Below are 13,959 nucleotides of genomic sequence, written 5' to 3'. Positions count from 1 at the left end.
TTGGGTTAATCCGTTATTTTACCCTTTTCCACGGTGAACATCTTCGAATTTTTGTCCGACATGTCCATAACGTGTTCAGCGCTAATGGCGCTGACGAAAACCTGCGACTGCGTGGCTTTTAAGCGGCTGGCAAGCAGCCCGCGCCGTGCATCGTCGAGTTCCGAGGCAAAATCATCTATTAGATACAGGCAACGTCGCCCACTCTCGCGAGTTAAAAACTCACCCTGCGCCAGGCGCAGTGCGCACATCAAAAGCTTGAGTTGCCCGCGCGACAGCGTGTCTTCCACCGGCGCACCGTCGGCGCGAATGCGGAAATCCGCTTTGTGCGGGCCGTGTGCGGTGTAGGTCAGCATACGGTCACGCTCGAAGCCTTTCTCCAGTACCTCGGCATAATCCGTCTCTTTCTCCCAGCCACGCTGGAAGGAGAAGGTCAGAGAAAACTCGGGCAAAAACTGTTTACAGGTATCAGCCATATCTTCGGCGATACCTGCGCTGTATTCGGCACGCCAGCGGCTGATTTGTTCCGCAAGCGGAACCAATTCCATATCCCACGGGCGCAACTGGGCATAGCGGGTCACCTGACGCAGCGCGGCGTTGCGCTGTTTAAGCAGCCGTTTCAGGTTGCTCCAGGCAGTAAAGAAACCCGCTTCGTTGTGAAAGCATCCCCAGTCGAGGAAGGCTCTTCGATATTTGGGGCCGCCATTGAGTAATGTAAACCCCTCAGGCGTAATCAGCTGCATGGGCATCAGCAGCGCCAGTTCAGCCACTTTATGGCCGTCGGTGCCGTCGATACGCACTTTGCTGTCGCCCAGCTTGTCTTTCGTCAGGCCAATCGAGGTTTCACGCTCGCTGCCCTGAAGTCGTCCGTGCAGCACGAATGCGTCCTGCTCGTGACGAATAACGCGACCAATCTGCAGGCTGCGAAACGCACGACCATGGCCAAGCGTGTAGATGGCTTCCAGCACGCTGGTTTTGCCGCTACCGTTCGCGCCAACCAGGAAATTAAAGCCGGGGGATAAAGCGAGATCCGCGCTTTCGATGTTGCGAAAGTCGCGGATCAGCAAGCGGGTGAGCGACATTACAGTCTCATTGGCATGACAACATAAGCCGCGCTTTGGCTGGCAGCATCTTCAATCTGTACGCTTGAAACCGAATCGGTCAGCAGAATGCGCACGTTTTCGCATTTGAGCGCATTGAGCACATCCAGCACGTAGCTAACGTTAAAGCCGATTTCCATTTCGGTTCCGGCGTAGGTGACGTCCAGAATCTCTTCTGCCTCTTCCTGCTCCGGGTTGTTGGCGGTGATTTTGATCTGGTTTTCACTCACATACAGGCGCACGCCGCGGAATTTCTCGTTAGAGAGGATCGCCGCACGGGCAAAGGCCTGTTTGAGAATATCGCAGCCCGCTTCCAGCGTTTTGTCGGGATTTTTCGGCAATACGCGGCGATAATCCGGAAAACGACCGTCAACCAGCTTCGACGTGAAGATAAAATCACCCACGTGAGCGCGAATATTATTGCTGCCGATCTGCACGCGCAGCGGAGTATCACCGCCGTCGAGCATACGCATCAGCTCAATCACACCTTTACGCGGGACGATCACCGAATGGTTGGGCAGCGTCACGCCAATCGGCATGGAACAGACTGCCAGACGGTGGCCGTCTGTCGCCACGGTACGCAGTTCTTCACCTTCGGTTTCGAACAACATGCCGTTTAAGTAGTAGCGAACGTCCTGATGCGCCATCGAGAACTGGGTCGCTTCAATCAGACGTTTCATCGTCGCCTGCGGCAGGGTGAATTCGACTTCACTCTGCCAGTCGTCCAGATTCGGGAAGTCCGCGGCAGGCAGTGTAGAGAGCGAGAAACGGCTGCGACCAGAGCGAACCAGAATACGGTCGCCTTCCAGCTGGACAGCAATTTCAGCGCCTTCCGGCAGCCCACGGCAGATATCAAAGAATTTACGCGCCGGAACGGTGGTGGCACCCGCATCATGCGGTTGAGAAAGTGTCACGCGCGCGACCATTTCCATTTCGAGGTCTGTTCCGGTCAGCGACAGCGTACCGTCAGCGACCTGAAGCAGCAGGTTTCCAAGAATAGGCAGCGTCGGGCGGCCACCTAATGGGCCACTCACCTGTTGCAGCGGTTTTAATAAATGTTCACGTTCAACGGTAAATTTCATAGCATCACGATGATAATGTTCTGATTAAATTGGAGAAATCTTCTTTTATGTCGTGGCTTTCTTCGCGTAACTGCTCGATCTTGCGACAAGCGTGCAGCACGGTCGTATGGTCACGGCCACCAAACGCATCGCCGATTTCCGGCAGACTGTGGTTGGTTAATTCCTTCGCCAGCGCCATCGCCATCTGACGCGGTCTCGCCACCGAGCGGGAACGACGTTTAGACAACAAATCTGCCACTTTGATTTTGTAGTACTCAGCCACGGTCTTCTGAATATTGTCGATAGTGACCAGTTTTTCCTGTAACGCCAGCAGATCGCGCAGCGCTTCACGCACAAAATCGATGGTAATCGCCCGGCCAGTAAAGTTGGCGTTGGCGATCACGCGGTTCAGTGCGCCTTCGAGTTCACGCACGTTTGAGCGCAGACGCTTCGCAATAAAGAACGCCACTTCACCCGGCAGGCGAATGTCGTTTTCATCGGCTTTTTTCATCAGGATCGCGACGCGGGTTTCCAGCTCCGGTGGCTCGATCGCCACGGTCAGGCCCCAGCCGAAGCGGGATTTCAGACGATCCTCAACCCCATTGATCTCTTTCGGGTAACGATCCGAGGTCAAAATGATCTGTTGGTTACCTTCCAGCAGGGCATTGAAGGTGTGGAAAAACTCTTCCTGGGATCGTTCTTTATTCGCAAAGAACTGAATGTCATCGATCAGCAGCGCATCAACAGAACGGTAGTAGCGTTTAAACTCTTCGATCGCGTTGTTTTGCAGGGCTTTTACCATGTCCTGAACGAAGCGCTCGGAGTGCATATACACCACTTTCGCATTGGGCTTACGCGCCACAATGCCGTTGCCCACCGCGTGTAACAGGTGAGTTTTACCGAGACCCGTGCCGCCATACAGGAACAGCGGGTTATAGGCGCCGCCTGGGTTGTCCGCAACCTGACGAGCCGCCGCACGGGCCAGCTGGTTCGATTTACCCTCAACGAAGTTATCGAAGGTGTGCTTCACGTTAACGTTGGAGCGGTAGGTGGGTTCAGCCGGAGCCGGAACGTTGTCCCAGCCAGAACGCGCGGGCTGAATAATGCGCGGTGTCGGGACGTGAATCTGGGCCGGAGCCGCCACGTTTACCGTCTCTCTGACGGTTTGCGTGACCGGTTTAGTACCGACTTCAAAACGCAGCTGCGGGGCATCAGTGCCGCAGAAATCATTGAGCAATCCATTGATATTATTTAGGTATTTATCCCTTACCCAATCGAGCACGAAACGGTTTGGCGCATACAAAGCCAGCGTGTTATCGCTCAGTTCCGCCTGCAACGGGCGGATCCACATACTGAATTCTGTGGCTGGTAACTCATCCTGCAATCGGGCAAGACACTGCTGCCAAAGCGAAAGTGACACGGCGGACTCCACTCGAACAATAAAAGAAAGATACTGAATATTCGTGATTGTTGGCACACGTCGACAAGACCCTGTGCAAAGGGTGACGTGCGAATTGCTATCTGCAATTTTTACCTGACCAGACCCCTTTGGATCCCGATCAGGACCGCGGATCATAGCCTAAACTGAGCCAGAGATCTTCTGTTTCTCACAGATTCTTCCCGATTTATCCACAGGAAGATCCGAAACCGGGTAAGTGTAAACGATCCTGGAGGGAGTGCCCCACGATTTAGCCCGCATATTGGAAAAATTAATGAGCACAGACAATTTTTTGCTTAAAAGATCTAATGATGATCCTGGACGATCCTTGCGCTTTGGTTGGGAGGTCGTATAATCCCCCACCCGGCGCGTGATGCTCGTCCTCCGCGCGGGACGCTGCTCATTTTCCACACGAAATCGTGCGGAAATACGCGGGAAATAAGGAAAGAGAATTGACTCCGGAGTGTACAATTATTACAATCCGGCCTCTTTAATCACCCACGCTGAGGCGTTAGTCGTTCGATAATCGTTCGGGTATACGCGAAAGTCAGTGAATTTATTCAAGTTTAGGTAGAAATCGCCATGAAACGCACTTTTCAACCGTCTGTACTGAAGCGCAACCGTTCTCACGGCTTCCGTGCTCGTATGGCTAATAAAAATGGTCGTCAGGTTCTGGCACGTCGTCGTGCTAAAGGCCGTTCTCGTCTGACCGTTTCTAAGTAATAAAAGCTAACCCCTGGTGGTTAAGCTAGCATTTCCCAGGGAGTTACGTTTGTTAACTCCCACTCATTTCACTTTCGTCTTCCAGCAGCCACAACGGGCTGGCACGCCGCAAATCACCATCCTCGGCCGCCAAAATTCGCTGGGGCATCCCCGCATCGGTCTAACTGTCGCCAAGAAAAACGTTAAGCGTGCGCATGAACGCAATCGGATTAAACGTCTGACGCGTGAAAGCTTCCGTTTACGTCAACATGAACTGCCTTCAATGGATTTCGTGGTGGTGGCTAAAAAAGGGGTTGCCGACCTCGATAACCGTGCTCTCTCGGAAGCGTTGGAAAAACTATGGCGCCGCCATTGTCGCCTGGCTCAAGGGTCCTGATAGCCTGTATTCGGGTCTATCAGCGCCTGATCAGTCCGCTGCTCGGGCCGCATTGTCGTTTCACTCCAACCTGTTCCAGCTACGGAATTGAGGCATTGCGCAGGTTTGGAGTGATAAAAGGCAGTTGGTTGACGGTGAAACGCGTATTAAAATGCCACCCTTTACACCCTGGTGGTGACGACCCCGTCCCACCCGGACCATTTGATACCAGAGAACACTAACGATGGATTCGCAACGCAATCTTTTAGTCATCGCTTTGTTGTTCGTGTCTTTCATGATCTGGCAGGCATGGGAGCAGGATAAAAATCCTCAACCACAGCCGCAACAGACCACGCAGACAACGACCACCGTAGCGGGTAGCGCCGCCGACCAGGGCGTACCGGCCAGTGGCCAAGGGAAGCAGATTACGGTGAAAACCGATGTGCTTGAGCTGACTATCAACACCCGTGGTGGCGATATTGAGCAGGCACTGCTGCTGACTTACCCGAAAGAGCTGAAGTCAAACGAGCCGTTCCAGCTGCTGGAAACGACGCCTGAGTTCCTGTATCAGGCTCAGAGCGGTCTGACCGGTCGTGATGGCCCGGACAATCCGGCTAATGGCGCTCGTCCGCTGTATAACGTCGACAGTGACACCTTTGTACTGGCTGATGGTCAGAATGAACTCGCGATCCCGATGACTTACACTGACGCCGCGGGTAACACCTTCACCAAAACCTTCACCCTGAAACGCGGTGAGTATGCGGTGAATGTGGGCTATAACGTGCAGAACGCCGGTGAGAAACCACTGGAAGTTTCCACGTTTGGTCAGCTGAAGCAGTCCATCAATCTGCCGTCTCACCGTGACACCGGAAGCAGCAACTTTGCGCTGCACACCTTCCGTGGCGCGGCGTACTCCACGCCAGATACCAAGTACGAGAAATACAAATTCGACACCATCGCCGATAACGAAAACCTGAACGTCAGTGCTAAAGGCGGTTGGGTTGCGATGCTGCAACAGTATTTCGCGACAGCGTGGGTGCCAAATAACAACGGTACCAACAACTTCTACACTGCGAATCTGGGCAATGGTATTGCGGCTATCGGCTACAAATCGCAGCCGGTTCTGGTTCAGCCTGGTCAAACAGGTCAACTGGCCAGCACCCTGTGGGTCGGTCCTGAAATTCAGGACAAAATGGCAGCCGTGGCACCGCATCTGGATCTGACCGTCGATTACGGTTGGTTGTGGTTCATCTCTCAGCCGCTGTTCAAACTGCTGAAGTGGATCCACAGCTTCCTGGGTAACTGGGGCTTCTCCATCATCGTTATTACCTTCATCGTTCGTGGCATCATGTACCCGCTGACCAAAGCGCAGTACACCTCCATGGCGAAGATGCGTATGCTGCAGCCGAAGATTGCGGCGATGCGTGAGCGTCTGGGCGATGATAAACAGCGTCAGAGCCAGGAAATGATGGCCCTGTATAAAGCAGAGAAAGTAAACCCACTGGGTGGTTGCTTCCCGCTGCTGATTCAGATGCCAATCTTCCTTGCGCTGTACTACATGCTGATGGGTTCCGTTGAGCTGCGCCACGCGCCATTTGCTCTGTGGATCCATGACTTGTCTGCACAGGACCCGTACTACATCCTGCCGATCCTGATGGGCGTGACGATGTTCTTCATTCAGAAGATGTCGCCGACCACCGTGACCGACCCGATGCAGCAGAAGATCATGACCTTCATGCCGGTCATCTTCACCGTGTTCTTCCTGTGGTTCCCGTCAGGTCTGGTGCTGTACTATATCGTCAGCAACCTGGTGACCATCATCCAGCAGCAGCTGATCTACCGTGGTCTGGAAAAACGTGGCCTGCATAGCCGCGAAAAGAAAAAATCCTGATTCGGTAAGAGAACGCTAAAATAAGGGCGGTCATTTGACCGCCTTTTTTATTTGTATTTGACGAGACATCCCATGAGCCATAACGACACGATCGTCGCCCAGGCAACCCCACCGGGACGCGGTGGTGTAGGCATTCTGCGTATCTCCGGCCTGAAGGCGCGCGAGGTGGCCGAAGCCGTGCTGGGCAAACTGCCAAAGCCCCGTTACGCCGACTACCTGCCGTTTAAAGATGCAGACGGTACCGCGCTGGATCAGGGCATCGCGCTCTGGTTCCCAGGTCCGAACTCCTTTACCGGTGAAGACGTACTGGAGCTGCAGGGCCACGGCGGTCCGGTGATCCTCGACCTGCTGTTAAAACGTATTCTGACCTTGCCGGGCCTGCGTATTGCTAAGCCGGGCGAGTTCTCCGAGCGTGCGTTCCTCAACGACAAGCTCGACCTGGCACAGGCCGAAGCCATTGCTGACCTGATCGACGCCAGCTCTGAACAGGCGGCACGTTCTGCCCTGAACTCCCTGCAGGGCGCATTTTCCGCACGCGTGAACCATCTTGTGGAAGCACTCACTCACCTGCGAATCTACGTGGAAGCTGCCATCGACTTCCCCGATGAAGAGATCGACTTCCTCTCCGACGGTAAAATCGAAGCGCAGTTGAACAGCGTCATGTCCGATCTCGACGCCGTGCGCGCCGAAGCGCGACAGGGCAGCCTGCTGCGCGAAGGGATGAAAGTGGTTATCGCCGGTCGCCCTAACGCCGGGAAATCGAGCCTGCTGAACGCCCTGGCGGGCCGCGAAGCGGCGATCGTGACGGATATTGCCGGCACGACCCGCGACGTACTGCGTGAGCATATTCATATCGACGGTATGCCCTTGCACATTATCGACACCGCCGGTCTGCGCGACGCCAGCGACGAAGTGGAGCGCATCGGTATCGAGCGTGCGTGGCAGGAGATCGAGCAGGCTGACCGCGTGCTGTTTATGGTCGATGGAACCACCACCGACGCCGTTGATCCCCGCTGAAATCTGGCCGGACTTTATCGCCCGTCTGCCCGCCAAACTACCGATTACCGTGGTGCGTAACAAAGCCGATAAAACAGGCGAAACGCTGGGTCTGAGCGATGTGAATGGTCACTCACTCATCCGTCTGTCGGCGCGTACCGGCGAAGGCGTGGATGACCTGCGTAACCATCTCAAACAGAGCATGGGCTTTGATACGAGCATGGAAGGCGGTTTCCTGGCCCGTCGCCGTCACCTGCAGGCGCTGGAACAAGCGGCTAATCATCTCGATCAGGGCAAAGCACAGCTGCTCGGTGCCTGGGCGGGTGAACTGCTGGCGGAAGAGCTGCGTCTTGCGCAGCAGAGCCTGAGTGAAATTACCGGTGAGTTTACTTCCGACGATTTGCTGGGCCGCATCTTCTCAAGCTTCTGTATCGGGAAATAACCTCCCACCTCAAAGGTGATTTCCTCCTGGGAAATCACCTTTGTCCAAATGGCAACTCGCTTCTTCCCGTTTCTCCCCCTATGCTTCCAGCCTGCCGATCATGGGGGGTTTATGGCGCGTTTTCTGTTTTGTAGTTTTGCACTGGTTCTGCTTTATCCATCGGGCATTGATATGTATCTGGTCGGCCTGCCGCACATTGCGCGGGATCTGGGGGCCAGTGAAGCGCAACTGCACATCGCGTTTTCCGCCTATCTCGCAGGGATGGCGTCGTCGATGGTGTTTGCCGGTAAGATTGCCGACAAAGCCGGGCGCCAGCCGGTGGCGATTACCGGTGCGGTGATTTTCGCCCTGGCTTCGGTCCTCTGCTCAATGGCGCAGGACAGCACGCTGTTCCTGACCGGGCGCTTCATTCAGGGCATTGGGGCGGGCGGCTGTTATGTGGTCGCGTTTGCCATTCTGCGCGATACCCTGAGTGCGCAGCGCCGCGCGAAGGTGCTTTCGATGCTTAACGGTATCACCTGCATTATTCCGGTGCTGGCGCCGGTGATCGGTTATCTGATTATGCTCAAACTGCCGTGGCAGAGCCTGTTCTGGACGATGGCGGTGATGGGCCTGCTGGTCTTTATCCTTTCTATCACCGTGCTGAAAGAGACGCATCCTGGCTCGCATCACGCGGGGAATGCCGCGACGATTCACCCGGCCGAAAAGCTCCTGAACCGCTTTTTCATCAGCCGTCTGCTGATCACCACCTTAAGCGTCGTGGTAATCCTCACCTATGTAAACGTTTCCCCGGTTTTACTGATGGAAACCATGGGCTTTGATCGCGGGGAATACTCCTCGGTAATGGCCTTAACGGCGATGGTCAGCATGGCGGTCTCGTTCTCGACACCGTTCGCCCTTAACGTCTTCAGCCAGCGCAGCCTGATGCTGACCTCGCAGATCCTGTTCCTGATGGCCGGTGTGGTGCTGGCAACCGCAAGTTCCCACGCCATTATGCTGGCGGGGATTACCCTGATCTGCGCCGGTTTCTCGGTAGGGTTTGGCGTCGCGATGAGCCAGGCGCTGGGACCATTCTCCCTGCGCGCCGGTGTGGCCAGCTCTGCGCTCGGTATCGCTCAGGTGTGCGGTTCGTCCCTGTGGATTTGGCTGGCGGCGGTGATAGGTCTTAATGCGCTGAATATGCTGATCGGGATTCTGATTGGCTGTAGCATGGTCTGCATTCTGTTAATCATGGCGATACGGCCCGCAGCGCACTATGAAGAAGCCCATCAGCAGTCTCGATCTTAACCTCCTGCTGTGCCTGCAGCTGTTGCTGCAGGAACGCAGCGTCACGAAAGCAGCAAAACGGATGAACGTCACGCCGTCTGCGGTCAGTAAATCGCTGGCGAAACTGCGCGACTGGTTTGACGATCCGCTGTTTGTGAAAACGCCGCTGGGCCTGCTGCCCACGCCGCTAACGGTGAGTCTTGAGCAAGATCTGACGGACTGGATGCAGATAGGCAATCAGATCCTGGATAAACCCCACCACGATTCCCCCTGCGGGCTGAAATTCGAGCTGGCGGCGGAAACGCCGCTGATGCTGATTCGCTTTAACGCTCTGTTAGAGCAGGTGAATCAGCGTTATCCGCAGGCCACCGTGCGGATGCGGCATTGGGATTACGACTCGCTGGATGCCATCACGCGCGGCGAAGTGGATATTGGTTTTACCGGGCGCGAAACGCATCCACGCTCGCGCGAACTGTTAAAGCTGCTCCCGTGGTTTATCGACCACGAAATCCTCTTTAGCGACCGCCCGTGCGTCTATCTGCGCGAAGACCATCCGGCGCTGCAGGAAGAGTGGAATCTCGACACCTTTTTACGCTACCCCCACATCAGCATCTTCTGGGAGCGCAGCGACACCTGGGCGCTGGACGAAGTGCTGAAAGAGATGGGCCGCGAGCGCAACATTGCCCTGAGCCTGCCGGGCTTTGAGCAGTCGATGTTTATGGCGGCACAACCCGACCACAACTATATCGCCACCGCGCCGCACTACTGCCATCACTACAATCAGCTCCACCAGCGTAAGCTGGTGAGTCGCCCCATTCCCATCGACGACGCGCAGGCCGAAAAGCTCAACGTGCCTTTCACCCTGATCTGGCATAAGCGCAACAGTCACAACCCGAAAATCATCTGGCTGAAAGAGACGATCAAAGCGTTGTACTGTGATTCTCTGCGCCAGAGATCCGATTTTTCCCTCTAAAAATGTAAAGTTCGGTCCCCGGGCTTCTCATTAGTGGATTTACCCATTAAAAGAGAGGCTCAGTTAAGCGATAATCATGTAACCGTTTAACCTGTCTCTGACCATTATCATGGAGCGAAAAATGGCAACGCATTTTGCAAGAGGGATCCTGACCGAAGGACGACTGGTGTCTGTCAGACTCTCCTCTTCCTGCCACAACGAGGCGCGCAAGCTTCCGGATCACCGACGCTCGCGCTTTTTGGCCTCCAGGGCGTTACTGTCCGAGCTGCTGTTTATGCTCTACGGCACCAGCGAACTGCCGGAGATGATCACCCAGCCTGAAGGCCGCCCTGTTTTTGCTGACCCGGCGCTACCGCGTTTTTCCATCGCCTACACGGGAAATATTGTTGGCGTGGCCCTTACAACGGAAGGCGATTGCGGACTGGATATGGAACTCCAGCGCGCGACTCGCGGTTTCCACGGCCCTCACGCGCACGACGCCTATCCTTTATCGAGCAATGAAAAGCTGTGGGTGCGTAATCAAAACGACCCCAATGAAGCCAAAGCGCAGCTCATCACCTTGCGTCAGAGTATTCAAAAGCTCTCCGGCTGTGCGGCAGACGACGCCAGCCTTCTCCAGCTGCTCCCCGGTTCAGGACGCCTGCGCGCAACCAAAGCGGCGCGCGTGGAAGCCCTCAGCGACGCCGAAGACGTGCTGATCTGGTCGATTGCTGTCACGCCTGCGATTGAGCGCCTGAAGATCTGGGAATTTGACAGCCGACACGGATGGCATAGCCTTCCTGATGTTCCCGCGCGCGCCAACGAACCCGCCGCGCGCCTGATGAGATTAACCAGTTTACCGGCAGAAAAAGCACTTACCCTTAACTGACCCGCTGATGGGCCATCATGATGAAAAAGGAGTAATCATGTCTGATACGTTGAAAGTTGTTACGTTACTGGGAAGCCTGCGCAAAGGTTCATTTAACGGGATGGTTGCCCGCACGTTGCCTAAGCTGGCACCGGCAGGAATGGAGGTCTCCGCGCTGCCATCGATCGGCGATATTCCTCTGTATGACGCCGATGTTCAGCAGGAAGAAGGGTTCCCGCAAAGCGTAGAAGCGCTGGCTGAGCAAATTCGCCAGGCCGATGGCGTGGTCATTGTGACGCCGGAGTACAACTATTCGGTGCCGGGCGGGTTGAAGAATGCAATCGACTGGCTTTCCCGTTTACCTGAGCAGCCGCTATCCGGCAAGCCGGTGCTGATCCAGACCAGCTCCATGGGCGCGATTGGCGGCGCACGCTGCCAGTATCATCTGCGTCAGATTCTGGTGTTCCTGGATGCAATGGTGATGAACAAGCCGGAATTTATGGGCGGCGTGATTCAGAACAAAGTGGATACGCAGACGGGCGAAGTGGTGGATCAGAGCACGCTGGATCATCTGACCGGTCAGTTGACCGCGTTTGGGGAGTATATTCAGCGGGTGAAAGCGTAAGGGAATCAGCCCTTTCCCGGCGGGAAAGGGCTTTTTGTTTATTTCGCGTCAATAAACACAATCTTCAGCACAAACAGCAGCGCCACCACGATCACGCATGGGCTAAGTTCGCGGAAACGACCGGTACCGATTTTCATCACGCAGTAGGAGATGAAGCCCAGAGCGATACCTTCGGTGATGGAGAAGCTAAACGGCATCATCACGGCGGTAATAAACGCCGGAACCGCTTCGGTTAAATCTTCCCACTTCACGCGCGACAGGCTCGACGTCATCAGCACGCCAACGTAAATCAGTGCGCCAGCGGCCGCGTACGGTGGAACCATCCCCGCCAGCGGAGAGAGGAAGATCACCAGCAGGAACAGCAGGCCCACGACGACGGCGGTCAGACCGGTACGGCCACCGACGGAGACGCCGGACGAGGACTCAATGTACGCCGTAACAGAAGAGGTCCCGATGAAAGAACCGGCAACAGACGAGATGCTATCCACATACAGCGCCTGTTTCATGCGCGGGAATTTGCCCTTCTCATCCGCCAGACCCGCTTTATCGGTCACACCGATAAGGGTACCGGAGGAGTCGAACAGGTTCACCAGCATGAAGGAGAAAATCACACCCGCCAGGCCCAGATTAAACGAACCTGCCAGATCGACGTGGCCAATCACCGTTGTCACACTTGGCGGTGCAGAAACGATGCCGTTGTAATGCACGTCACCCAGCATCCAGCCGAACAGGGTGGTCACGATAATAGAGACCAGCACCGCGGCGTGAATATTACGGGATGCCAGAATCGCGATGATGAAGAAGCCCAGCACGCCCAACAGCACGCTGTGTGAGGTCAGGTTACCGATGCTCACCAGGGTTTCCGGGTTAGCGACGATCACACCCGCGTTTTTCAGCCCCATCATGCCGATGAACAGTCCGATACCACTGGTGATGCCGACACGCAGACTCACCGGGATATTGGCAATCATCCAGTAACGTACGCGGAAAATGGTCAGCAGCAACAAGCCTACCGCGCCCCAGAAGATGGCGCCCATACCCACTTGCCACGGCAGCCCCATCGCCTGCACAACCACGAATGCGAAGAAAGCGTTCAGACCCATTGCCGGTGCCAGTGCAACCGGAAGGTTAGCGAACACGCCCATCAGGATGCTGCCGAGTGCAGCGATCAGACAGGTGGTCACGAAGACCGCGCTGGTGTCCATGCCAGCCACGCCCAGAATCTGCGGGTTAACAAAAACGATATAAACCATCGTCAGGAAGGTGGTAAAACCGGCGATCACTTCAGTGCGTGCCGTTGTGCCGTGCTCGCGCAGTTTAAACACGCGCTCAAGCAGACCCTGACCAGATGTCTGGGTAGTGTGTTGTTGGCTCATCATCAGTTTCCGAACAAGGAGGGAAAAATCCGTCGCTATCCTATACCAAAATGCGACAATAGGCGCGTTTGCGAGCGACTTTTTTTCATTGATTTTGCTTATACGGCAACGATTGCGTCCCGCAAATTGCATTACGTAAACGTTAAACTTGTTAAAAGGGAAAGGCATGTCCGGAATTGAAGCGGTATTTTTCGACTGCGACGGTACGCTGGTCGACAGTGAGGTCATTTGTTCCCGTGCGTATGTCAGCATGTTCCAGGAATTCGGCATTACGCTCGATCTTGAAGAGACGTTCAAGCGCTTCAAAGGCGTCAAACTCTACGAGATCATCGACATTATCAACGCTGAGCACGGCGTCAGTCTGGCGAAGGCCGACTTAGAACCCGTTTACCGCGCCGAGGTCGCACGCCTTTTCGACTCGGAACTGGAGGTCATCGCCGGGGCAAACGCTCTGCTGGATTCGATGGCTGTGCCGATGTGCGTGGTGTCAAACGGCCCGGTCAGCAAAATGCAGCACTCCCTCGGCAAGCTTGAAATGTTGCACCATTTCCCGGAAAAACTGTTCAGCGGCTACGATATCCAGCGTTGGAAGCCCGATCCGGCCCTGATGTTCCACGCCGCGAAAGCGATGAACGTGAACGTTGAAAATTGCATTCTGGTGGATGATTCCAGCGCAGGCGCGCAGTCCGGGATTGATGCAGGGATGGAGGTGTTTTACTTCTGTGCCGATCCGCATAACAAACCGATCAGCCACCCAAAAGTGACGACCTTTACCGATCTGGCGCAGTTGCCGGAATTGTGGAAAGCGCGTGGGTGGGATATTACGCGTTAATGAAAAAAGCCGGACAGCGCTCGCGCTTATCCGGCCT

Annotated in this window: 14 protein-coding genes and 1 pseudogene; 11 read left to right on the top strand and 4 right to left on the bottom strand. The window is 55.3% G+C overall.

All coding sequences use genetic code 11. The annotated features are described in order from the left end of the window. Positions 1–5: 5 nt before the first annotated feature. From recF to dnaA, 3 genes are read right to left on the bottom strand one after another with little or no spacing between them, the layout of a single operon-like run. Positions 6–1,079: a DNA replication/repair protein RecF gene (recF, locus tag OVA10_RS03375; RefSeq protein WP_100778278.1), complete on the bottom strand. Its 1,074-nt coding sequence runs from the start codon at positions 1,077–1,079 to the stop codon at positions 6–8. Next, positions 1,079–2,179, bottom strand: a complete 1,101-nt coding sequence (gene dnaN / locus OVA10_RS03370) for a DNA polymerase III subunit beta (RefSeq protein ID WP_100778279.1) — start codon at positions 2,177–2,179, stop codon at positions 1,079–1,081. Before dnaN ends, recF begins: the two co-directional genes overlap by 1 nt. Positions 2,180–2,183: 4 nt before the next feature. Then, positions 2,184–3,578: a chromosomal replication initiator protein DnaA gene (gene dnaA, locus OVA10_RS03365; RefSeq protein WP_100778280.1), complete on the bottom strand. Its 1,395-nt coding sequence runs from the start codon at positions 3,576–3,578 to the stop codon at positions 2,184–2,186. 292 nt (positions 3,579–3,870) lie between these two features. Here dnaA and OVA10_RS26100 point away from each other — a divergent pair, with 292 nt between their 5' ends. The 10 genes and pseudogenes from OVA10_RS26100 (at position 3,871) to OVA10_RS03320 (ending at position 11,714) form a co-directional block, all read left to right on the top strand. Further along, a complete protein-coding gene (locus tag OVA10_RS26100; RefSeq protein WP_420171573.1) occupies positions 3,871–3,951 on the top strand; it encodes a hypothetical protein in 81 nt (26 codons plus the stop codon). A 227-nt stretch (positions 3,952–4,178) separates the two neighbouring features. Beyond that, a complete protein-coding gene (gene rpmH, locus OVA10_RS03360) occupies positions 4,179–4,319 on the top strand; it encodes a 50S ribosomal protein L34 (protein WP_003023858.1) in 141 nt (46 codons plus the stop codon). A 16-nt stretch (positions 4,320–4,335) separates the two neighbouring features. Beyond that, entirely contained in the window at positions 4,336–4,695 is a 360-nt protein-coding gene (rnpA, locus tag OVA10_RS03355; RefSeq protein ID WP_095284128.1) for a ribonuclease P protein component, read from the top strand. Then, complete coding sequence (gene yidD, locus OVA10_RS03350; RefSeq protein WP_100778281.1) at positions 4,659–4,916, top strand: membrane protein insertion efficiency factor YidD; 258 nt, start codon at positions 4,659–4,661, stop codon at positions 4,914–4,916. The genes rnpA and yidD overlap by 37 nt, the downstream gene beginning before the upstream one ends. A gap of 2 nt (positions 4,917–4,918) precedes the next feature. After that, positions 4,919–6,565, top strand: coding sequence for a membrane protein insertase YidC (gene yidC / locus OVA10_RS03345; RefSeq protein ID WP_102105120.1), 1,647 nt, complete (start codon positions 4,919–4,921; stop codon positions 6,563–6,565). A gap of 72 nt (positions 6,566–6,637) precedes the next feature. Continuing rightward, positions 6,638–8,003: pseudogene (mnmE, locus tag OVA10_RS03340) on the top strand (tRNA uridine-5-carboxymethylaminomethyl(34) synthesis GTPase MnmE). Between the two features lie 111 nt (positions 8,004–8,114). Then, on the top strand, positions 8,115–9,290 hold the full coding sequence (locus OVA10_RS03335; RefSeq protein WP_123429748.1) for an MFS transporter: 1,176 nt from the start codon (positions 8,115–8,117) through the stop codon (positions 9,288–9,290). Beyond that, entirely contained in the window at positions 9,259–10,242 is a 984-nt protein-coding gene (gene yidZ, locus OVA10_RS03330) for an HTH-type transcriptional regulator YidZ (RefSeq protein WP_100778284.1), read from the top strand. The genes OVA10_RS03335 and yidZ overlap by 32 nt, the downstream gene beginning before the upstream one ends. 121 nt (positions 10,243–10,363) lie before the next feature. After that, positions 10,364–11,110 (top strand): 4'-phosphopantetheinyl transferase family protein, encoded by a 747-nt coding sequence (locus OVA10_RS03325; protein ID WP_100778285.1) that lies wholly within the window; start codon positions 10,364–10,366, stop codon positions 11,108–11,110. Between the two features lie 37 nt (positions 11,111–11,147). Further along, complete coding sequence (locus OVA10_RS03320) at positions 11,148–11,714, top strand: NADPH-dependent FMN reductase (RefSeq protein ID WP_102105123.1); 567 nt, start codon at positions 11,148–11,150, stop codon at positions 11,712–11,714. Positions 11,715–11,752: 38 nt separating this feature from the next. Here OVA10_RS03320 and adeP read toward each other — a convergent pair whose 3' ends face one another. Continuing rightward, positions 11,753–13,090, bottom strand: coding sequence for an adenine permease AdeP (gene adeP, locus OVA10_RS03315; RefSeq protein ID WP_142503673.1), 1,338 nt, complete (start codon positions 13,088–13,090; stop codon positions 11,753–11,755). 166 nt (positions 13,091–13,256) lie between these two features. On the opposite strand from adeP, the gene yieH reads away from it, so the two are divergent. Continuing rightward, positions 13,257–13,922, top strand: coding sequence for a 6-phosphogluconate phosphatase (gene yieH, locus OVA10_RS03310; RefSeq protein WP_123429750.1), 666 nt, complete (start codon positions 13,257–13,259; stop codon positions 13,920–13,922). The last annotated feature ends 37 nt before the right edge of the window (positions 13,923–13,959 follow it).

The organism is Lelliottia sp. SL45 (assembly GCF_026672535.1).
In the GTDB taxonomy this organism is placed as follows: Bacteria; Pseudomonadota; Gammaproteobacteria; order Enterobacterales; family Enterobacteriaceae; genus Enterobacter; species Enterobacter nimipressuralis.
The sequence above is the reverse complement of the archived record's forward strand: the minus strand, read 5'-3'. Positions and strand labels throughout refer to the sequence as shown.

Coding starts and splice junctions, on each gene's coding strand:
- recF (WP_100778278.1), bottom strand. CDS start 1,079: ATGTCGCTCACCCGCTTGCTGATCCGCGACTTTCGCAACATCGAAAGC.
- dnaN (WP_100778279.1), bottom strand. CDS start 2,179: ATGAAATTTACCGTTGAACGTGAACATTTATTAAAACCGCTGCAACAG.
- OVA10_RS26100 (WP_420171573.1), top strand. CDS start 3,871: ATGAGCACAGACAATTTTTTGCTTAAAAGATCTAATGATGATCCTGGA.
- rpmH (WP_003023858.1), top strand. CDS start 4,179: ATGAAACGCACTTTTCAACCGTCTGTACTGAAGCGCAACCGTTCTCAC.
- yidD (WP_100778281.1), top strand. CDS start 4,659: ATGGCGCCGCCATTGTCGCCTGGCTCAAGGGTCCTGATAGCCTGTATT.
- yidC (WP_102105120.1), top strand. CDS start 4,919: ATGGATTCGCAACGCAATCTTTTAGTCATCGCTTTGTTGTTCGTGTCT.
- OVA10_RS03335 (WP_123429748.1), top strand. CDS start 8,115: ATGGCGCGTTTTCTGTTTTGTAGTTTTGCACTGGTTCTGCTTTATCCA.
- yidZ (WP_100778284.1), top strand. CDS start 9,259: ATGAAGAAGCCCATCAGCAGTCTCGATCTTAACCTCCTGCTGTGCCTG.
- OVA10_RS03325 (WP_100778285.1), top strand. CDS start 10,364: ATGGCAACGCATTTTGCAAGAGGGATCCTGACCGAAGGACGACTGGTG.
- OVA10_RS03320 (WP_102105123.1), top strand. CDS start 11,148: ATGTCTGATACGTTGAAAGTTGTTACGTTACTGGGAAGCCTGCGCAAA.
- adeP (WP_142503673.1), bottom strand. CDS start 13,090: ATGAGCCAACAACACACTACCCAGACATCTGGTCAGGGTCTGCTTGAG.
- yieH (WP_123429750.1), top strand. CDS start 13,257: ATGTCCGGAATTGAAGCGGTATTTTTCGACTGCGACGGTACGCTGGTC.